The following is an 18,496-nucleotide window of genomic DNA, read 5'->3' as shown; positions in this document are numbered from 1 at the left end:
TACTCGCCGCCATGCCCTTGTTTCCTGTCCGTTTCCGCCTGCTCCAGCCCTGCCGGGAGGCCCGCTGATGGGCGCCGTGCTGGCCCTGGACCGGCTGCTGGAAACCCGCCGGGTCTGGCGGGGGCAGCCGCGTGCGGCCTTCCCCGAGGTGGCCCCGCACCCGACCGGCCACCCGGCGCTGGATGCCCGACTGCCCGGCGGTGGCTGGCCGCCCTCGGCGCTGTCGGAGGTGCTGCTGGCCTCGCCCGGGGTCGGTGAGCTGGCCTTGGTCTGGCCGACGCTGGCGCGGCTGAGCCAGCAACAGCAGACCGTGGTGCTGATCGCCCCGCCGCACCTGCCGCATGCCCCGGCCTGGGCCCGCGCCGGGCTGGCACTGAACCAGGTGCAGGTGGTCCAGGCCAGCCCGCGCGATGCCTTGTGGGCCGCCGAGCAATGCCTGCGCTCGGCCGCATGTGCGGCGGTGCTGTGCTGGCCGCAGCAGGCCGATGACCGCGCGCTGCGCCGGCTGCAGGTGGCGGCCGAAACCGGCCAGTGCCTGGGGTTTTCCTTCCGGGATGCCCGGCATGCGCGCAACCCCTCCCCGGCCGCGCTGCGCCTGCAGCTCGACGATGGCCAGGTGCGGGTGCTCAAGTGCCGCGGCGGGCTGGCACCGGCGCAGCCGCTGCCGCTGGCCGTGGCTCATTGAGCCGCCGCCGTGGACTGGGCCTGCCTGCTGCTGCCGCACCTGGCGCTGGATGCCGCCCTGCGCCAGCAACCGGACCCGGCTGCGCCGCTGGTGCTAGTCACCGGCCCGGCGCAGCGACGCGTGCTGCATGCGGTCAGTCCCTCGGCCCGGCAGCTCGGGCTGCGCCGCGGCATGCTGCTCTCAGCTGCGCAGGTGCTCACCCGCGACATGCTCACCGTGGAGTACGACCCGCGCGCCGAACAGGCCACCCGCCAGCTGTTGGCCAGTTGGCTGTACGGCATCAGCTCGCAGGTCAGCCTGGATTTCCCGCACGCGCTGGCACTGGAAATCCGGGCCAGCCGCGCGCTGTTTGGTGATTGGCCGAAGGTCGAGCAGCGGTTGACCCGTGGCCTGACCGAACTGGGTTTCCGCCACCGGCTGGTGGCCGCACCGAATCCGCATGCCGCCAGCGTGCTGGCCCGCGTGCATGGCCGGCTCGGCGTGGGTGCGCACCAGGTGGAGGCGGCGCTGGCCCAGGTGCCGATCGAACGCAGCGGGTTGCCGGCCGAGGCGGTCACGGTGCTGGCGCGCTCGGGGTTGCGCACGCTGGGCGCGGCGTTCGGCCTGCCGCGCGAGAGCCTGGCCCGGCGCTTCCCGCCGCAGGTGCTGGCGCACCTGGATGCGCTGCGCGGGATCAGCACGCCGCCGCTGCGCTATTTCCAGCCGCCGGACCGCTTCGATGCGCGCATCGAGTTCGAGTACGAGGTCGAGTCCACCCAGGCCATGCTGTTCCCATTGCGGCGCCTGACCGCCGATCTGGCCGCATTCCTGTGCTCGCGCGATGGCGGCGTGCTGCAGTTCGATCTGTGGTTCGAGCACGAACACCACCCCGATACGCGCCTCTCGATCGGCCTGCTCGCGCCCGAGCGCGAACCGGCGATGCTGTTCGAACTGGCCCGCAACCGTGTGGATCATCTGCAGTTGCCAGCGGGCAGCCGCGGCCTGCGCCTGCAGGCCGAGCAACTGCCGCCGTTCGTCCCGGCCGCACGCGATCTGTTCGACCCGCGCCCGCAGCAGGCGATGCCGTGGGAGCAGCTGCGCGAGCGTCTTCGCGCCCGGCTCGGCGATGACGCTGTGCAGGGGCTGGGGCTGCGTGCCGACCATCGGCCCGAACGCGCGACCGGTGACGCCCAGGGCGCGCCCAAGCCCCCGCCCCCGGTGCTGCCGATGCGCCCGGGCTGGCTGCTGGCCCAGCCGCAGGCGCTGCAGGATCCGCACCTGCGCATCCTGTCCGGGCCGGAGCGGATCGAATCGGGCTGGTGGGATGCCGGCGACATCCGCCGCGACTATTACGTCATCGAAACGCCGCAAGGCCAGCGCGGCTGGGCGTATACCGCCGCCGATGCACGCAGCGGACCGTTCATGCTGCACGGCTGGTTCGCATGAGCGCACCGCTGCCCGGATACGCCGAGCTGCATTGCCTGTCGGCCTTCAGTTTCCAGCGCGGCGCGTCCATCGCCGAGGAGTTGTTCGCGCGTGCCAAGGGCCAGGGCTACCACGCGCTGGCGATCACCGATGAGTGCTCGCTGGCCGGTATCGTGCGCGCCTGGCAGGCTGCGAAGAAGCACGCACTGCCCCTGATCACCGGTGCCGAATTCCAGCTGGAGGACGGCCCGAAACTGGTGCTGCTGTGCACCGACCAGGGCAGCTACGCCGCGCTGTGCCAGTTGATCACGACCTGCCGCCGGCGCGCGCCCAAGGGTGAGTACCGCTGCCTGCGCAGCGACATCGAACCGCTGCACGCCGGCCTGCTGTGCCTGTGGGCAGACCCTGCCCCGGGCATCGAGGATGCGCAGTGGCTGCAAGCCTGCTTTCCGCAGCGGCTGTGGCTGGCCGTTGAACTGCACCGCGAGGCCGATGATCGCGCGCGCCTGCAGCGCCTGCGTCGTTTCGGCCGCGACCAGGGCATTCCACTGGTGGCCAGCGGCGATGTGCACATGCACGTGCGCCGCCGCCGCGCGCTGCAGGACACCCTCACCGCAATCCGCCACCACTGCACGCTCGGCGAGGCAGGCTGGCGGTTGTTCCCCAACGGCGAGCGTCACCTGCGCACCCGCCAGGCCCTGGCCACGCTGTACCCGCCCGAGCTGCTGGCCGAGACCCTGCGCATCGCCGAGCGCTGCCACTTCGATCTCAAGCAACTGAAGTACACCTACCCGCGCGAACTGGTACCGGCCGGCCACGACCCGGCCAGCTGGCTGCGGGTGCTGGTGGAAGAAGGCATGCAATGGCGTTGGCCCGCGGGCGAGACGCCCCAGCAGCGCCACCAGATCGAACACGAACTGGCGCTGATCCACACCAAGCAGTACGAGTCGTACTTCCTGACCGTGCACGACATCGTGCGCTTCGCGCGCCGGCAGCAGATCCTCTGCCAGGGCCGTGGCTCGGCCGCCAATTCCTCGGTGTGCTACGTACTGGGCGTGACCGAGATCGACCCCAGCGAGATGGAGCTGCTGTTCGAGCGCTTCATTTCCGCCGAACGCGACGAGCCGCCGGATATCGACATCGACTTCGAACACGAACGCCGCGAGGAAGTGCTGCAGTACGTGTTCAACCGCTACGGCCGCGAACGCGCCGCCTTGACTGCCGTGGCGATCAGCTACCGGGGCCGCAGCGCGGTACGCGATGTGGCGCGGGTGCTTGGCCTGCCGCCGGACCAGGTCAACGAACTGGCCGCCTGCCTGGACCGCTGGAGCAGCCATGAGCCGCTGCCGGAGGCCTTGCGTGAGCGCGGCTTCGATCCGGAGACCCCGCTGATGCGGCGGGTGGTGGCGCTGACCAGTGAACTGGTCGATTTTCCACGCCACCTGTCCCAGCACCCCGGCGGCTTCGTGATCTCCGAACACCCCCTGTCCACGATGGTGCCGGTGGAAAACGCGGCCATGGCCAACCGCACGGTGATCCAGTGGGACAAGGACGACCTGGATGTCACCGGCCTGATGAAGGTCGACTGCCTGGCGCTGGGCATGCTCACCGCGGTACGCAAATGCCTGGCGATGCTGGAAGCGCATGGCGGACCGACGATGACCATGGCGAAGATTCCGCAGGGCGATGAGCCCACCTACGACATGATCTGCCGCGCCGACACCCTGGGCGTGTTCCAGATCGAGTCCCGCGCCCAGATGGCGATGCTGCCGCGCATGCAGCCGCGCTGTTTCTACGACCTGGTGATCGAAGTGGCGATCGTGCGCCCCGGCCCGATCCAGGGCGACATGGTCCACCCGTATCTGAACCGACGGAAGAAGCTCAAGGAAGAAGGCATCGAAGAGATCGACTACCCACCCGCGCTGGAGAAGGTCTTCAAACGCACCCTGGGCGTGCCGCTGTTCCAGGAACAGGTGATGCAGCTGGCGGTCGCCGCCGCCGGCTTCAGCCCCGGACAGGCTGACGCACTGCGCCGCTCGATGGCCGCCTGGAAGCGCCACGGTGGGCTGGAGCCGCACCGCGACAAACTGCTCGCCGGCATGGCCGCCAACGGCTACAGCCGCGAATACGGTGAGCGCCTGTTCGAGCAGATCAAGGGCTTCGGCAGTTATGGCTTCCCGGAAAGCCACGCGGCCAGCTTCGCGCTGATCACCTATGTCAGCTGCTGGCTCAAGTGCCATCACCCCTCCGCATTCGCCGCCAGCCTGATCAACAGCCAGCCGCTGGGGTTCTATACCCCGGACCAGATCCTGCAGGACGCGCGCCGTCATGGCGTGCCAGTGCTGCCGGTGGATGTGCGCTATAGCGACTGGGACTGCACGCTGGTGCCGCCCACCTCGCCAGGCCGGCCATTTGGCATCCGGCTGGGGCTGCGCCTGGTCGATGGCTTCAGCGAGGCGGTCGCCACCGGCGTGGTGCAGGCGCGCCACCGTTCGCCCTTTGAGAGCGTGGCCGACCTGAGCCAGCGCGCACAGCTGGACCGTCGCCACCAGGGCCTGCTGGCCGATGCCGGTGCACTCAAGGGCCTGAGCGGCCATCGCCATCGCGCGCGCTGGGACGTCTCCGGCGTGGAAAAGCCGCTGCCGCTGTTCGACATGGCCCGCGCCACCGCCGAAGCCGCCGTCGCGCTGCCGCTGCCCAGCGCGTTCGAGGACATGCAGGCCGATTACAACACCACCGGCACCACGCTGGGCCGGCACATGGTCTCCTTCATCCGCAGCCAGCTGCGCCAGCGCCGCTGCAACCGCTCCGACGAACTGGCCGCCCTGCCGCACGGGCGCAGCGTGCGGTTTGCCGGGCTGGTACGCATGCGCCAGCGCCCGCAGACTGCCAGCGGGGTCACCTTCCTCACCCTGGAAGACGAATGCGGCATGGTCAATGCGGTGGTCTGGCGCAAAATCGCCGACCGCCAGCATCGCGTGCTGGTTGAAGCGCAACTGATGCAGATCGACGGCCGGCTCGAGCGCGTGGACGGCGTGCAGCACCTGATCGTCCGCCAGATGCACAACATCGACACCCTGATCGACGGCGTGCGTACCCACAGCCGCGATTTCCGCTGAGCCATCCCGTGACCAACCTCACGCTCTGAATGTAATCCCAGACTTTTCCGACTGGTGCCGTGAAGGGCGTATCCGGTATGGTCGCAGCCTTCCAAGGATCCGGAGAACCCCATGTCGCGCGCGCTGACCGTCACCACGCTGGTCGTTTCCAGCCTCGCCCTGATCGTTTCCGGTTGGACCGCGCTGCGCCTGCACCAGAGCCAGTCCGAGGAGCGTGTCATCACCGCCCGTGGCGTGGTGATCCGCGATGCCAGTGGCCAGGCGCGGGTGATTCTCGGCGCCCCCGTCCCCGATCCGCTCACCAAGGGCATCACCCAGGGGCCGCGTGCGTCACCGCTGTCAGGCCTGATCCTGCTGGGCGCCGATGGCTCCGAGCGTGGCGGCTACGGCACCGCCGATGTCGGCGACGAGGCCATCCTCACCTTGGACGATGCCACCGGCACCACCGAGGTATTCAAGGTCACCGCCAACCCGGATCGCGGCGCCACCCTGGTCGTCAAACACCAGAACAGCACCGGCGCGATGCTGACCTCCTGGCAGGGCAAACCGGAACTGATCTTCCTCAACGACGACGAACAGACGCACTACGTCAGCCCGAACGCCGCCGCCGCGCCCTGACATCGGCGGGCGGTGATTTTCGGGTAGCGCTATGACAACCTGTCCGTTGTTACGGGACCGCCCTGCTGGCGCGCCGACGCGCCGCAGCCGTCCCCGCTTCCGGAGCTCCCCATGCCCATCGCTGCCCCCACCTGGCCCCAGGCCACCACTGTCGACGAGATCCGCCACAACCTGGCGATGGTCCGCGAACGCATCGCCCGCGCCTGCGCACTGGCCGGCCGCGACCCGGCCGGCGTGCGCCTGCTGCCGGTCAGCAAGACCGTCGATGAGGCCCGCCTGCGCCTGGCGTGGGAGGCCGGCTGCCATGAGCTGGGCGAGAACAAGGTGCAGGAAGCCCAGCGCAAGGCGGCGGCGATGGCCGACCTGCCCGGCCTGCGCTGGTCGGTGATCGGCCACCTGCAGACCAACAAGGCACGTGACTTCGCACGCTTCGCCAGCGAGTTCCAGGCGCTGGACAGCCTGCGCGTGGCACAGGCGCTGGATCAGCGGCTGGAACTGGAGCAGCGCACGCTGGATGTGTTCGTGCAGGTCAACACCTCGGGCGAAGACAGCAAGTACGGCCTGGACCCGATCGAGGTCGCCGACTTCGTGCAGCAGTTGCCAGCGTTTCCGAATCTGCATGTGCGCGGGTTGATGACCCTGGCGGTGTTCTCCCCGGATCCGGAACAGGTGCGCCCGTGCTTTGCGCGCCTGCGCGAACTGCGCGACCGGCTGCGCCCCACCCTGCCGACGGGCATCAGCCTGGAGGAGCTCTCCATGGGCATGTCAGGTGATGTCGAGATCGCCATCGAAGAAGGCGCGACCGTGGTGCGCGTGGGCCAGGCCATCTTCGGCGCGCGTTCGACGCCGGACAGTGTTTACTGGCCGACCCCGACATGAGCGGCTATCGCCTGCAATCGCAGCAGGCGGTCGGTGAGCAGCGGCGGCTGCACAGTGGTCCGGATGGACTGAAGGTGCTGAGCAGCGAGGCGGTTTATCGGGATATCCCTGCGCCATGAACGGGCGCACCCCGGATTCACTTCAGCGCACCCATCGCACGCCGATGCGCCGGCCGACACCGGATGTGCCATGCTCGCCTCCGTTGCAACCCACCTGGAGAGCGTCGCCATGGCCAAAGGCCTGAACAAACAGAAAGAGCAGAAGAAGAAACCTGCCAAGACCGCCAAGGAAAAGAAGGCGGAAAAGAACGAAAAGAAGACCACCCGCGGTTTCGCCCCGGTCTGACCGGCGGCACCTCCGCTTACATCGCGGGCATCATGGGAGTGCGGCCACACCACGGTGTCCCGCAGCTCCTCCCGATGTCATCGCGCAACCACCGGGCGGAAGTCCAGCGGGCTCATCGCCGTGACCGCCTTGAAATGGGCATGGAAGCTCGAGCGACTCATGCACGCAACGCGCGCCACCTCATCGGTACGCCAGACACCGCTGAAATTCGCCCGGATCCACACGATCGCGCGGACACTCGCGGCACGTAAACCCGCAGCGTGCCTGCCCGGGCACCGCGCGGGCACCCGCGCTTGAAAGCGCAAACCGACAGATTCGGTGAAGAGGACCGGCGAATCACCGTGGGATAATTCGCCCCATGACCTCGCCAGACCCTCAACGCCCTCTCCTGTCCAGGGATGCGTGGAAGCGCCGTGCGGCCCTGTGGGGCGGTGCCGTGGCTGTCGCCCTGGTCGCGATCGTGTTTGCCAAGGCCAGCGATGCGGCCTTCCGGGTCTTCCAGTCGATCATCGCCCAGTCGATCTGGTGGGCGCTGCTGCTCACCCCAACGGTGTTCGCGTTGTTGGCGTGGCTGACCAGTGGTGCGCTCAAGCCCACCCGCGGCAGCGGCATTCCGCAGGTGATCGCGGCCCTGGAGATCCCGACGCCCACGTTCCGGCGTGACAATCTCTCGCTGGGCGTATCGGCCGGCAAACTCGCCTTGACCACGCTGTCGTTGCTCGGGGGCGCCTCGGTCGGCCGGGAGGGCCCTACCGTGCACGTCGGTGCCAGCGTGATGTACATGTTCGGGCGATGGTTCGGGTTCCGCGATCCGAAAGAGCTGTCCCACTTTCTGCTCGCCGGTGGCGCAGCCGGCATCGCGGCGGCCTTCAATACCCCGCTGGCGGGCATCGTGTTTGCCATCGAAGAACTCAGCGGCCGCTTCGAGCACCGCTTCTCCGGCACGCTGCTCACCGCGGTCATCGTGGGTGGCGTGGTGTCGCTGGGCCTGCTCGGCAACTACACGTACTTCGGCAAGGTGACTGCCACGTTGCCGCTGGGGCAGGCCTGGCTGGCGATCGTGCTGTGCGGCACCGTCGCGGGACTGCTTGGCGGCCTGTTCGCCAAAGCCGTGCTGCTGACCATGGAAGGCAGACCACGCTGGCTGGGCACGCTGCGCCAGCGCCATCCGGTCCTGCTGGCGGCGCTGTGCGGGCTCGCCCTGGTGCTGCTGGGCGCCGCCTTTGGCGCAGGGGCCTTCGGCACCGGCTACGAGCAGGCCAAGGGACTGGTGCAGGGAGCGCCCTCGGTGGGTCACGAGTTCGGCCTGATGAAGCTTGTGGCCAATCTGGTCTCCTACGTCGCCGGTATTCCCGGCGGCCTGTTCTCGCCCGCCCTGGCCGTCGGCGCCGGGCTCGGCCACAACCTCGCCGCCCTCATGCCTTCGGTCGATGAACGCATCTTCGTGCTGCTGGGGATGTGTGCCTACCTGACCGGCGTCACCCAGGCACCGTTGACCTCGGCGGTCATCTCGCTGGAGCTGACCGACAGCAGCGATATGCTGCTGCCCATTCTGGCCACCGTGCTGATCGCGCGCGGCGTCTCCGGCCTGGTGTGCCGCGTGCCGATCTACAAGGCCATGGCCGAACAGCTGGTCAAGCAGCTGCCGGGCCCCCACCCGGCTTAGTGCCGCGACAGGATCACGCGTTGACGTCGACCACAGTGCGGCCCTGTACACGCCCCTGCAGCACCTGGTCGGCCAGCGCCGGCACCTCGGCCAGCCCGATCATCTGCGTGGTGCGCGCCAGCTTGCCCAGGTCCAGATCGGTAGCCAGGCGCGTCCAGGCCTGCTCGCGCGCGGCGTAAGGCGCGTTGACCGAGTCGATGCCGGCGAGCGTCACGTTGCGCAGGATGAAAGGCAGCACCGAACCCGGCAGATCCGCACCTTGGGCCAATCCGAAGGCCGCCACCACGCCACGATAGCGCGTCTGCGCCAGCACATTGGCCAACGTGTGGCTGCCCACCGCGTCGATCGCACCGGCCCAGCGTTCCTTGGCGATCGGTGCACCTGGCGCGGACAAGGTCGCCCGATCGATGATCTCGGCCGCACCCAGCGCCTTGAGATACGCGGACTCCTCCAGCCGACCCGTCGATGCAACCACCCGATAGCCCAGCGTGGACAGCAGTGCGATCGCGATGGAGCCGGCGCCGCCGTTGGCCCCGGTGACCAGGATATCGCCGTGATCGGGACTCACCCCGCCGTGCTCGAGTGCCAGTACCGAGAGCATCGCGGTGTAGCCGGCGGTACCGACCGCCATCGCATCGCGGCTGGAAAATGCCGCGGGAATCTTCACCAGCCACTCGCCGGGCACGCGCGCCTTCTGCGCATAGCCTCCGTGGTGGGTCTGGCTCAAACCCCAGCCGTTGACCAGCACGCGATCGCCCGGGGCAAACCCGGGGTGGGTCGACGTTTCAACCACACCGGCCAGATCGATACCGGGAATCAGCGGAAACGTGCGGATCACCGGCGAGCGCCCGCTCAGCGCAAGGGCGTCCTTGTAATTCACCGTGGAGTACTCCACGGCAACGGTGACGTCGCCGGGCATCAGATCCTGCTCGGTCAGCGGGACGACACCGGCCGCGATGGTATCGCCGGTCTTGGTCGCAAGGAGGGCGTTGAAGGACATGGGATCTCCGGTTCCTGTGCATGAGGGACAGTGCAGACAGGACCAGTGTGCGCACCTGGCCGTACCGACGCGTTAAACGGCCCCGGCTAGCGCCCGCTCATGGGATAGGACCCGGCGCACACGTCACCCTCCTCGACCCCGCCAACCCAGGCCTTGAGCTGCTTGATCCGATCCAGGGTCAGCTGCTCGTATTCACCGCTCTGGCACATCGGCAGCACGCTCCCATAGTCGTCTGGAGACGGATACCGCGCCGCGATCTGGGCATCGCGGAACACCAGCCAGGCGCGCTGGGCTGCCTTGAACCGTTCCAGGAACACCGTGTCCTGGGCATTGAGCGCCAGCACCTTGGCATAGATCCGATTGAGCTCGGCATCGGCGCGCTGCGCGCTGTTGCTGGCACATTGGTTGAGCCCGGCCTGCGACTGGTTCGGGCTGTCGCAGGCCATGCCATCGGAGGTATGCGGTGACGCCACGGCCCCGACAGCTGCCTTGGGTGCCTGGGCGTATGTCGCCCCCACCGGGGCCAGCGCGCAGACAAGGAGAAGCGAAGGAAGCATGCGCATTGGATCCGCTCCACACGGGACAGCGGGGAGGCCGCCACAGGCGGATTAACCGCGCCGATCCGTGAAATCCACGTGACTGCGCTTGCTTCCCCAGCACGGTTGCAATCGTGGCTGCCAGCAGCGCCCGCTACGTGTGTCGGCGTCTTCGGGCGTGCGGCCGCGCGCGATGTCGTGCTGCCGCAACCACGCGGTGATCTCCGCATACAGCGCGACATTGGCGATGGCATTGCCACGGTGAAGTTGTCCACCGGCTCAGCCGCGCTTCTTCGGGCGCACGGATGGTCTTCGAGCGCCGACCATCGCCAGACAATCCTCCACCACAGCCGCACTGAATGCCGCCGCATCCTGCTCCGGTGTCGCGATCAAGTCATCGGTTGCGCCATGCACACCGGCATAGATCAACGAGGCCGTCACCCTGGGACTGGGCAGCTGCCATAGCCCGGATGCCACCCCCACTTCCAGGATGCCCTGCAACTGCTGAAGGAGCGCATTCCGCTCGCGGTTGGCTCGATCAAGATGATGATGGTTGGCGTACACCACGTCGTGCACGGCATGGGTCCGGGCATAGAGGGCGATGCTCGCTTCGATCCAGGCGCGCAGGCGAGCCTCTCCATCATCCGCCGGATGCTCTTGCATCGCCTGCTCCAGTGCGTCCACGAAGCGCTGCGTGTAGCGCTCCGCCAGGGCTCTCAGTACATCCGTTTTTGAAGCGAAGTAGGTATAGAACGTGCCCTTGGCCACATCGGCGGCAGCGACGATCTCGCTGATCGTCGTCTGTTCCACCCCGCGCGATAGGAACAGCGTCTCGGCCGCATCCATCAGTTCTTCGAGACGGATGGAGGCGGGTTTGGTGCGTGGCCTGGCCGGGGCTGGGGTCTGCATCGTGGGTATTGAAAGGGGAGCGATGGGTGTCGGTAGTGTAATCCGCCGAGACAGATGACTGACCGTCGGTCATTGACCGACGGTCAGTCATTATCTAGGATAAGCGCGGTCGCTCTACAGGCTCCATCCCATGCAGCACTTCAAAAAGCCAGCGTTGGTGCTGGCCGCATACCTAGGTACCTTCCTTGCCTCGCTGGACATCAGCATCGTCAACGTCGCGCTGCCGACGCTGCAACGGGCGTTGCAGACCGACCTCGCCGGGCTGCAGTGGGTCATCAATGCCTATGCCATCGCGCTGTCCGCTTTCATGCTCTCGGCCGGTCCTCTCAGTGACCGCCATGGCCATCGCCGGATGTGGCTGGCGAGCGTGGCAACGTTCATTGCCGGATCACTGGTCTGCGCGTGCGCCACCGATCTGCCGGTCCTGGTGATCGGCCGCACGATCCAGGGCGTGGCGGGAGCGCTGCTGATCCCCAGTGCGATGCCCCTCCTCACCCATGCGTTTCCGGACCCCGGCCAACGGGCGCGCGCCATCGGAGGATGGTCCGCCTTCAGCGCGCTGGCGCTGGTGCTTGGGCCGTTGCTGGGCGGCCTGCTCGTACAGTGGACCGGATGGCAGAGCATCTTCCTGATCAACCTTCCGTTGGGGGCGGTGGCACTGGCGCTGGGCGCCTGGAGCATTCCCGAGCGACGTCATCCTCAGCACGCGGCCATGGATCCCGCTGGGCAGATCCTCAGCACGCTGGCCTTGGCAGCCCTCTCCTACGGGCTGATCGGTATCGGCGGGCGCGGGTGGTCCGCACCCGCTACCTGGTTCTCGTTGATCACGGCGCTGGTGGCATTGTTGGCGTTCTCGCTGGTACAACGTCGGGTCACGCGCCCGCTGCTGCCGCTGGATCTTTTCGCCGACCGTCGCTTCGCCCTGCTCAATCTCGCCTCGTTCGTGCTCGGCTTCACTGCCTATGCCAGCCTGTTCTTCCTTTCATTGTTCTTCCAGCAGGTACAGGGAAAGACCGCGGCACAGGCCGGATGGCAGCTGGCCCCTCAATTCCTGGTGATGGGCGTGGTGTCGTTGATGTTTGGCCGCATTGCCGTGCGCCTCGGGCTGCATGCGGCGCTGGCGTGGGGCTATGCATTGGCAGGGCTGGCGCTGTGTGCGATGGCCCGTTTCACTACGGACACCGCCGGAGGCTTTGCCACTATGTGCCTCATGGCGCTGGGAGCAGGCATGGGTCTGGCGGTGCCAGCTACGGGCATGGCGGTCATGGCGCGCACCCCACCGGAACGCGCAGGTATCGCCTCAGCCACCATGAATGCCCTGCGCCAAGCCGGGATGAGCCTGGGCATCGCATTGCTTGGCAGCCTGATGAGCCTGTGGGCCGTACAGCAGTTCCGTACCACTGCGACGGCAACCGGGCAGTTCGTGCTCGCACAGCACGCGCACAGCATGATCCAGCACCCGGCTGCCGTTACGGGGTCCTTGCCAGCAGTGATTTACCGCAGCGCGATGGCCGGTGGCTTCGCCTGGGTGATGGGCATCGCCGGCATCTGCATGCTGGCTACCGCTTTCGCACTTCACCGGCGTACGCCGACGCGCACAGGCTGCCCTCCAGACGACAGCCCTTGAGGCCGGACTACTGCATCTGCGGCTCGCCCAACGGGCGTTCCTGCCGCTCGTCCAGATCGAACGTGATGTAACGGCGATGGATGAGCTTTGCCCCCATGTCCCAGCGATACGTCTCCACCCCGCCGTTGCCTGCACCGTCGGACAGCAGGCCCACGATGCCACGGGTCAGGTTGTCCGTGAGCAGCACCTGGGCCGCACCATCGGCATCCACGCGCAGGCTCAGGCGATCACGCAGGTGATCCTCGCCCTTCCCCACCGGAGCATCGAAGGCAAGACCTACCAGGCCATCTTCGTGGGTTGCCATCCCACCGCGTTCGTCGCCTTTGGCGTCGTACAGCCAGACGCCGGCTGTGCGCGATCGTCGGCCGGCATCATGTGAATCCTGGCCCATCTCAACGCGCATGACGCCTTGGTCATCCAGCACAACGATGCGACGGGCGCGGACTTCATCAACGGTGAGAGCACCTCGCGGCGCCATCGACAGTGCGATGACCGCCACCGTCAGGCCCACGACAAGCACTGCAAGCGCGACAGTCAACCAAGTGAGGCGGCGTACGGAAGTGCGAAGCACATCCAGCGGTTCCACGACATCCATGTGAGTGATGCTCCCTTGCTACTGGCGTCTGGATCATAGCCCAGGCATCGGAGCTGACGTCGTGCTGGCGGCGACGCCAGTCCGCCAGATCCTGCCCTCCAGCACTGCCTACGGCTGCTCGGTCATCACGCGCTCAATCCAATCCGCGTAGTGGCTCATCCGCACATTGCAGGTCACCTGACCATAGCGCCCGGGTCGAGCCGTCAGCACATTACCCTGGACGACCTTCCAGGCGCCCTGCCCGGCCAGCAGCCATTGGCCATCGCGCTCGATGAGCACCGGACCACCGCTGTCGCCGTTGCCCAGCACGCCCTCGAGGGGCAACGCTTCCGGCGGTTCGTCGAACACGTAGCAGAGCCAGCGGTCGTAGGCACTGGTGATCCGGTTGAACGCACGCCGGAGCTCGGTGCGATTGGGGCCGTTGGGAGAATGCCCGGTGGCGCCGGTACCCGTTGCACCCTTTCCTAAAATCTTCGCGATCTGACCGGCCTCGTCGCTGTCGCCGTAAAGGGCCACCGGCGCCACGTCGGTGACCGGCGCCTTCAACCGGATCAGCGCAACATCATCGCCCGAGGCGAGAAACACCACGATCAGCATCGCCTCGCCGCTGGCCATGGCCTGATCGATCAACGTCTGGGGCAGCGTCCTGTAGCCGGGATGGGTGATGACGCGCTCAACCTCCCGCGCAGTACCGTTGATCATCACCTGCTTGAGATCGGCCTGCATCGGCAGCGTGTGCGCGGCAGTCAGCACCCACTGTGGTGCGATCAACGCGCCGTGGCCCTCGCCGGGCATGTCCACGAGGGCGGGAAACTCGGTGGCGCGAACGCGGTACGCGGCATCCTCCACATCGTGGCGAATGACGATGGCACTGGCGGGTAACGACACTGCAAGCAGCAGCGGAAGCAACGGGAATCCTTTCACGTGTAATGCCTTGAGGTTGTGACTGGGCCAAGCGACGAACAGGTGGGCTGAAACGTCCGCGGTGCGTCGTTACGGCTCGCGCTCCCGCGCTTCCAGCGCGCTGGCGAACTTTGCCATCAAACGCACCAGCTCCGATACATCCTGCGCAGGCCAGGAGGCGAAGATCTCCCGGCCGATCCGCTCACGTGCGGCATCCAACCGGTCCGTCATGTCCTTGCCCTTCGGCGCAATGGTCGCCTCACGGATGCGGCGGTCCTGGGGGTTACCGCGACGCGTGACCAGTTCCATCGCAGCCAGCTTGGCCACCTGACGGCTGATGGTCGTGTAATCCCGGCCCAGGCGATCGGCCAGCTCAACCACCCCGATCGGCCCTACCCGTTCGATCACCACCAGCAGCCGGAACAACGCCTGGTCCAGCGTCACGCCCGCCTCCTGGATCAGCCGTTCATCGTTGCGCGGGCGGTTCATCACACTGGCGAGGCTGACCATCGACAGGTGAAGCGACCTCAACTCGGCCGAATTATGTGTATCTTGCACCTTCTTTTTCACCGGCATAGCATCCCTCCAAGTAAGTGCATATTACACATACCTGGAGTGATGCAATGGGCAACACCCCTGACGTAGTGATCTGTGGCGCCGGCGCAGCCGGCCTCACCCTGGCCATCGAATTGGCCCGCCGTGGCGTGGCATTCCGCCTGGTGGAGCAGCGGGAAAACCCGTTCCATGGGTCGCGTGGCAAAGGTATCCAGCCGCGTAGCCAGGAAGTCTTCGAAGACATGGGCATCGTCGATCAGCTGTTCGCGGCCGGCGGCCGCTACCCGGTCTCGCGCTCGCATCATGCTGATGGCACCCACACGGACGCCGCCGTCATCGAAGCGGCGCCGGCTTCCCCGGCCGAACCGTATCGACAGCCGCTGATGGTGCCGCAGTTCCTGACCGAGTCCGTGATGCGCGACCGCTTGGCGGAGCTGGGGCACCGGGTCGACTTCGGACACGGAGTGATCGGCGTCGAGCAGGACGACACCGGGGTAAGCGTCCGTCTTGCCACGCCAACGGGCGAGCAGACCGTGCGCACGCGCTACCTGATCGGCACCGACGGCGGGCGCAGCTTCGTGCGCCAGGCGCTGGGTATCGGCTTCCCCGGCAAAACGCTGGGCGTGCGCGCGGTGGTGGCCGACATCGTGCTGCAAGGGCTGCCACGCGACGCCTGGCATACGTTCAACCAGGACGACATGGCGCAACGGATCTCTCTGTGTCCACTCATGGGAACACGCCTGTTCCAACTGCAGGCGCCGGTCCCGCTGGAGGGTGAGGTGGACCTCTCGGCCGACGGCCTCTGTGCCATGGTGCGTGCGCGGACCGGTCGCCATGATCTCACCGTTCTCGACGTGCAATGGGCCTCGGCCTACCAGATGAGCGCCCGGCTGGCAGAGCGTTACCGCGACGGCCGCGTCTTCCTGGCAGGCGATGCTGCCCATACGCATCCACCCACCGGCGGCCAGGGCCTGAACACCAGCGTGCAGGATGCGTACAACCTTGGATGGAAACTGGCTGCAGTGCTGCAGGGTGCACCGGACGCGCTTCTCGGTACGTACGAACAAGAGCGACGCCCCATTGCGGCCTCCATGCTCGGGCTTGCAACCACGCTGCTTGACCACGCACAACGCGGCGACAATCGACGTGGGCGCGAGGTCCAGCAGCTCGACCTCGGGTACGCCGACGCCTCGCTCTCGCTACCTGCCGAGCTCCGAAGTGGGCGTATCACGCCGGGTTGCCGCGCCCCTGACGCCCTTTTGCAGGGTGCGAGGGGTCAGCCAGTACGCCTGTTCGAGGTTTTTCGCGGGACCCATTGGACGTTGCTGGGTTACGAAACCCGCCGCGCCGCCGCACCTGCGCGGAAGGGTCTGCGCATGCATGTCATCGGCCAGGGCGGCCATCTGCGTGATGCGGCCGGACACTTCGCCGAGGCCTACGGTCTGGAGCCGGGTGAGTGGCTGCTGATCCGGCCGGATGGCTACGTGGCTGCTGTCGTTGTTGAGGCAGACATCAACGTGCTTGAAGCACACTTCGAACGGCATGCACCGTGATGCGATGCGCTCCTCACTTGCCGGCAGGGCCAGCCCGGGTTCCCTCGTCGCCCTGCGTCGCCGCACGGCTCTTCGCGAACTCCGGGAAGGTCTCCGCTATCGACGCTTTGTCCGGCAGGACGTAGAACACCCCGCCCCGCCCGAACGTCGCCTGGATGACGTTCTCGTAGAACCCTGGCGACACATTGATGCAGCCATGGGTAACGCGGTTGTCGTCCGGCGAGGGAGATGCCAGACGTTCCACGCGCCTTTCGGCCGGGACGCCCATCGCCGTCGGATGGATGGAGACGGCGGACTCGTAATCCACCCACAGCACGCGACCGGCATCGATCGACGGGCCGTACCCGCCCACGAAGCGACCTGCAGGCGTCGTACGGTCCCGACCCGGAATCTCGCGAAGCGCAAGACCGGCAATACCGGGGGCCGTATGGTCACCGGTGGCCGAGCCGAACAGCCCGGACGCCGCGCCGCGAAGCCGGCCCTCGCCATCGAAGACCAGCACCTGGGCAGCGGCCTTGTCCATGATGGCGAACGGATAGCCCTGGCTGTCCTTGGTGGCAACCACCCAGCCCGCGAGTTCGATCACGGTGTTGGATACTTCCTGGCCTGGCGGGAGTTCATCGACAGCGGCTGTCGGCTGCGCAGCTGCATCCTCGGCGTTTGCCACGCCGATGCTTGCCAGCGCCAGCGCCATGGTCAGTGCGCCGCGAAGGGCCAGGACTACGGGGTAAGAGTGCGTACGGATGGGACACTTCCTTGCAATGACGATTGCACGATCATCGACAACGGGTGGCCTGCGTAGGCCACCCGTTGTCGATTCAAACGTTGCTCACACACGGAGCACGAGCGATCAACCGCGTGGCTTGCGGCGGGGCGCCTGTTCGAGCTGCTGCACACGGCCTTCGATCTGATCCAGACGCTGGTTGGCCTGCTGAGCGGATTGATTGGCCGATTCGGCGCTCTGGGCCGCGCCCTGCACTTTCGTGTCGAGTTGATCAAGGCGTGAGTTGATCGTTGCGAACTCGTCCTTGTACGTGGCGCAGGAACTGAGGCCTACGGTAGCGATGATTGCCACAGCCAGCGTACGCGCCGTCGTCATTTGTTTTGTGGTCAGAAACATTGCAGTGCCTCCTTTGTCTGGGGTGTTCGGACTATAGCGGCCTTTTCACCAGCGCCATGACCGGCATTCAGTTGAAGCTGGGAGACGTAGAGGGAGCGTGATGATGGGCCGCCACCGGCGTGGTACAAGACGCAGCGTCCGATTTTCAGGCCCGGCCAGGCGAACCAAGCGGTGAGCCCAGCGAGCGGCGAGGTGCACGCTTTTTCATCGCTGAGCGCACGAGGCGCGCGCACGACGACATGAGGCGACCGGGCGAGTGGCAGGACACGCGTTGCGCGCCACGTACTGCGCGTTGCGGATCTGGGCCAGCACGCGTCAGCCGTTGGGCACACCACCCAACCGCGCCAGCACGTCTTCCCGGCACACATCCAGAATCTCGTCCGCCAGCGGCGAGTCGTCCGGGCAGGACCTGGACAACACCATCGCGCCGACCGCCTGGGCCATCAACGCGATGCGCCGAGCACGCGCCTGTTCGGACGTGGGGCCGTCGGCCTGCCCTTCCGGGTAGGGAGAGACGGCCAGCTGCGCCTCGATACCTGCAGCGAAGGCCGCCTTGACCGGATCCGGCTGACGCGCCGCGTCGGTGCACAGCGCCGCCATGGTGCAGCCCTGGCCTGGCGCGTCACGATGCTGCCGGGACAGGTAGTAGCGCATGAAGCTCGCCAGGTCCATGTCGGCGGCGGCATCGGCCGATTTCGCCAGGCCGCAGCTTGCTGCCTCCGCCATCAGGTCGGCCTTGGAGCCGAAGTGCTTGTAGAAGCCGCCATGGGTAAAGCCGGCGGCCGCCATGAGGTCTGCGACGCCCACACCGTCGTAGCCCCGCTCCCTGAAAAGCGTGGAAGCGGTGTCGACGATGTGCGCCCGGTTGGCCTGCGCCTGTGCCTTGGTGACCTTCATGACGGGTGGTCTCTTGCCGTTCTGCCTCGATAGACGCGCACTTTACCACGGATAGATGATCACCATCATCAAACCATTGACATCT

Annotated in this window: 19 protein-coding genes; 10 read left to right on the top strand and 9 right to left on the bottom strand. The window is 67.1% G+C overall.

Going from position 1 to position 18,496, the window contains the following annotated elements; all coding sequences use genetic code 11:
* Nucleotides 1–67: 67 nt before the first annotated feature.
* The 8 genes from imuA to ABE483_RS00845 all read left to right on the top strand — a co-directional run bounded on the left by imuA (nucleotide 68) and on the right by ABE483_RS00845 (nucleotide 8,716).
* Nucleotides 68–685 carry a translesion DNA synthesis-associated protein ImuA gene (gene imuA / locus ABE483_RS00880; protein ID WP_088433373.1) on the top strand — a complete coding sequence of 206 codons (618 nt, stop codon included), beginning with the start codon at nucleotides 68–70 and terminating at the stop codon, nucleotides 683–685.
* Between the two features lie 9 nt (nucleotides 686–694).
* Entirely contained in the window at nucleotides 695–2,110 is a 1,416-nt protein-coding gene (locus tag ABE483_RS00875; RefSeq protein WP_313212387.1) for a DNA polymerase Y family protein, read from the top strand.
* A complete protein-coding gene (locus ABE483_RS00870; RefSeq protein WP_313212386.1) occupies nucleotides 2,107–5,208 on the top strand; it encodes an error-prone DNA polymerase in 3,102 nt (1,033 codons plus the stop codon). The genes ABE483_RS00875 and ABE483_RS00870 overlap by 4 nt, the downstream gene beginning before the upstream one ends.
* Before the next feature lie 111 nt (nucleotides 5,209–5,319).
* A complete protein-coding gene (locus ABE483_RS00865; RefSeq protein WP_070470806.1) occupies nucleotides 5,320–5,826 on the top strand; it encodes a hypothetical protein in 507 nt (168 codons plus the stop codon).
* A gap of 111 nt (nucleotides 5,827–5,937) precedes the next feature.
* Nucleotides 5,938–6,705, top strand: coding sequence for a YggS family pyridoxal phosphate-dependent enzyme (locus ABE483_RS00860; RefSeq protein ID WP_346480865.1), 768 nt, complete (start codon nucleotides 5,938–5,940; stop codon nucleotides 6,703–6,705).
* On the top strand, nucleotides 6,702–6,824 hold the full coding sequence (locus tag ABE483_RS00855; RefSeq protein ID WP_302476400.1) for a hypothetical protein: 123 nt from the start codon (nucleotides 6,702–6,704) through the stop codon (nucleotides 6,822–6,824). The genes ABE483_RS00860 and ABE483_RS00855 overlap by 4 nt, the downstream gene beginning before the upstream one ends.
* 70 nt (nucleotides 6,825–6,894) lie before the next feature.
* Entirely contained in the window at nucleotides 6,895–7,050 is a 156-nt protein-coding gene (locus ABE483_RS00850) for a hypothetical protein (RefSeq protein ID WP_167390404.1), read from the top strand.
* A 358-nt stretch (nucleotides 7,051–7,408) separates the two neighbouring features.
* Nucleotides 7,409–8,716: a chloride channel protein gene (locus tag ABE483_RS00845; RefSeq protein ID WP_070470811.1), complete on the top strand. Its 1,308-nt coding sequence runs from the start codon at nucleotides 7,409–7,411 to the stop codon at nucleotides 8,714–8,716.
* Between the two features lie 13 nt (nucleotides 8,717–8,729).
* On the opposite strand, the gene ABE483_RS00840 is transcribed toward ABE483_RS00845, so the two are convergent.
* The 3 genes from ABE483_RS00840 to ABE483_RS00830 all read right to left on the bottom strand — a co-directional run bounded on the left by ABE483_RS00840 (nucleotide 8,730) and on the right by ABE483_RS00830 (nucleotide 11,161).
* Nucleotides 8,730–9,716 (bottom strand): MDR family oxidoreductase, encoded by a 987-nt coding sequence (locus ABE483_RS00840; protein ID WP_313212384.1) that lies wholly within the window; start codon nucleotides 9,714–9,716, stop codon nucleotides 8,730–8,732.
* 86 nt (nucleotides 9,717–9,802) lie between these two features.
* Nucleotides 9,803–10,273 carry a lysozyme inhibitor LprI family protein gene (locus ABE483_RS00835; protein ID WP_313212383.1) on the bottom strand — a complete coding sequence of 157 codons (471 nt, stop codon included), beginning with the start codon at nucleotides 10,271–10,273 and terminating at the stop codon, nucleotides 9,803–9,805.
* A 258-nt stretch (nucleotides 10,274–10,531) separates the two neighbouring features.
* Nucleotides 10,532–11,161, bottom strand: coding sequence for a TetR/AcrR family transcriptional regulator (locus ABE483_RS00830; protein WP_313212382.1), 630 nt, complete (start codon nucleotides 11,159–11,161; stop codon nucleotides 10,532–10,534).
* Between the two features lie 130 nt (nucleotides 11,162–11,291).
* On the opposite strand from ABE483_RS00830, the gene ABE483_RS00825 reads away from it, so the two are divergent.
* Nucleotides 11,292–12,788, top strand: coding sequence for an MFS transporter (locus tag ABE483_RS00825; protein WP_313212381.1), 1,497 nt, complete (start codon nucleotides 11,292–11,294; stop codon nucleotides 12,786–12,788).
* 7 nt (nucleotides 12,789–12,795) lie between these two features.
* Here ABE483_RS00825 and ABE483_RS00820 read toward each other — a convergent pair whose 3' ends face one another.
* From ABE483_RS00820 to ABE483_RS00810, 3 genes are all read right to left on the bottom strand, one after another.
* Nucleotides 12,796–13,383: a hypothetical protein gene (locus ABE483_RS00820; protein ID WP_346466193.1), complete on the bottom strand. Its 588-nt coding sequence runs from the start codon at nucleotides 13,381–13,383 to the stop codon at nucleotides 12,796–12,798.
* A 108-nt stretch (nucleotides 13,384–13,491) separates the two neighbouring features.
* The gene (locus ABE483_RS00815; RefSeq protein ID WP_346480864.1) at nucleotides 13,492–14,292 is read right to left on the bottom strand and encodes a trypsin-like serine protease; all 801 of its coding nucleotides are present in this window, start codon (nucleotides 14,290–14,292) and stop codon (nucleotides 13,492–13,494) included.
* Between the two features lie 84 nt (nucleotides 14,293–14,376).
* The gene (locus ABE483_RS00810) at nucleotides 14,377–14,862 is read right to left on the bottom strand and encodes a MarR family winged helix-turn-helix transcriptional regulator (RefSeq protein ID WP_313218618.1); all 486 of its coding nucleotides are present in this window, start codon (nucleotides 14,860–14,862) and stop codon (nucleotides 14,377–14,379) included.
* A gap of 47 nt (nucleotides 14,863–14,909) precedes the next feature.
* Between ABE483_RS00810 and ABE483_RS00805 the strand changes: the two genes are divergently transcribed.
* Nucleotides 14,910–16,394 (top strand): FAD-dependent oxidoreductase, encoded by a 1,485-nt coding sequence (locus ABE483_RS00805; RefSeq protein ID WP_346480863.1) that lies wholly within the window; start codon nucleotides 14,910–14,912, stop codon nucleotides 16,392–16,394.
* Nucleotides 16,395–16,407: 13 nt separating this feature from the next.
* Here ABE483_RS00805 and ABE483_RS00800 read toward each other — a convergent pair whose 3' ends face one another.
* The 3 genes from ABE483_RS00800 to ABE483_RS00790 all read right to left on the bottom strand — a co-directional run bounded on the left by ABE483_RS00800 (nucleotide 16,408) and on the right by ABE483_RS00790 (nucleotide 18,411).
* Nucleotides 16,408–17,088: a hypothetical protein gene (locus tag ABE483_RS00800; protein ID WP_346480862.1), complete on the bottom strand. Its 681-nt coding sequence runs from the start codon at nucleotides 17,086–17,088 to the stop codon at nucleotides 16,408–16,410.
* Nucleotides 17,089–17,244: 156 nt separating this feature from the next.
* Nucleotides 17,245–17,514, bottom strand: coding sequence for a hypothetical protein (locus ABE483_RS00795; protein ID WP_121037094.1), 270 nt, complete (start codon nucleotides 17,512–17,514; stop codon nucleotides 17,245–17,247).
* Between the two features lie 315 nt (nucleotides 17,515–17,829).
* Entirely contained in the window at nucleotides 17,830–18,411 is a 582-nt protein-coding gene (locus ABE483_RS00790; RefSeq protein WP_346480861.1) for a TetR family transcriptional regulator, read from the bottom strand.
* Nucleotides 18,412–18,496: the final 85 nt, after the last annotated feature.

The organism is Stenotrophomonas sp. TWI602 (genome assembly GCF_039674045.1).
Lineage (GTDB): Bacteria > Pseudomonadota > Gammaproteobacteria > Xanthomonadales > Xanthomonadaceae > Stenotrophomonas.
The sequence above is the reverse complement of the archived record's forward strand: the minus strand, read 5'-3'. Positions and strand labels throughout refer to the sequence as shown.

What these genes read in the sequence shown, in the direction of transcription:
- imuA (WP_088433373.1), top strand. Translation starts at nt 68, where the DNA reads ATGGGCGCCGTGCTGGCCCTGGACCGGCTGCTGGAAACCCGCCGGGTC.
- ABE483_RS00870 (WP_313212386.1), top strand. Translation starts at nt 2,107, where the DNA reads ATGAGCGCACCGCTGCCCGGATACGCCGAGCTGCATTGCCTGTCGGCC.
- ABE483_RS00865 (WP_070470806.1), top strand. Translation starts at nt 5,320, where the DNA reads ATGTCGCGCGCGCTGACCGTCACCACGCTGGTCGTTTCCAGCCTCGCC.
- ABE483_RS00860 (WP_346480865.1), top strand. Translation starts at nt 5,938, where the DNA reads ATGCCCATCGCTGCCCCCACCTGGCCCCAGGCCACCACTGTCGACGAG.
- ABE483_RS00855 (WP_302476400.1), top strand. Translation starts at nt 6,702, where the DNA reads ATGAGCGGCTATCGCCTGCAATCGCAGCAGGCGGTCGGTGAGCAGCGG.
- ABE483_RS00850 (WP_167390404.1), top strand. Translation starts at nt 6,895, where the DNA reads ATGCTCGCCTCCGTTGCAACCCACCTGGAGAGCGTCGCCATGGCCAAA.
- ABE483_RS00845 (WP_070470811.1), top strand. Translation starts at nt 7,409, where the DNA reads ATGACCTCGCCAGACCCTCAACGCCCTCTCCTGTCCAGGGATGCGTGG.
- ABE483_RS00840 (WP_313212384.1), bottom strand. Translation starts at nt 9,716, where the DNA reads ATGTCCTTCAACGCCCTCCTTGCGACCAAGACCGGCGATACCATCGCG.
- ABE483_RS00835 (WP_313212383.1), bottom strand. Translation starts at nt 10,273, where the DNA reads ATGCTTCCTTCGCTTCTCCTTGTCTGCGCGCTGGCCCCGGTGGGGGCG.
- ABE483_RS00830 (WP_313212382.1), bottom strand. Translation starts at nt 11,161, where the DNA reads ATGCAGACCCCAGCCCCGGCCAGGCCACGCACCAAACCCGCCTCCATC.
- ABE483_RS00825 (WP_313212381.1), top strand. Translation starts at nt 11,292, where the DNA reads ATGCAGCACTTCAAAAAGCCAGCGTTGGTGCTGGCCGCATACCTAGGT.
- ABE483_RS00820 (WP_346466193.1), bottom strand. Translation starts at nt 13,383, where the DNA reads ATGGATGTCGTGGAACCGCTGGATGTGCTTCGCACTTCCGTACGCCGC.
- ABE483_RS00810 (WP_313218618.1), bottom strand. Translation starts at nt 14,862, where the DNA reads ATGCCGGTGAAAAAGAAGGTGCAAGATACACATAATTCGGCCGAGTTG.
- ABE483_RS00805 (WP_346480863.1), top strand. Translation starts at nt 14,910, where the DNA reads ATGGGCAACACCCCTGACGTAGTGATCTGTGGCGCCGGCGCAGCCGGC.
- ABE483_RS00800 (WP_346480862.1), bottom strand. Translation starts at nt 17,088, where the DNA reads ATGGCGCTGGCGCTGGCAAGCATCGGCGTGGCAAACGCCGAGGATGCA.
- ABE483_RS00795 (WP_121037094.1), bottom strand. Translation starts at nt 17,514, where the DNA reads ATGTTTCTGACCACAAAACAAATGACGACGGCGCGTACGCTGGCTGTG.
- ABE483_RS00790 (WP_346480861.1), bottom strand. Translation starts at nt 18,411, where the DNA reads ATGAAGGTCACCAAGGCACAGGCGCAGGCCAACCGGGCGCACATCGTC.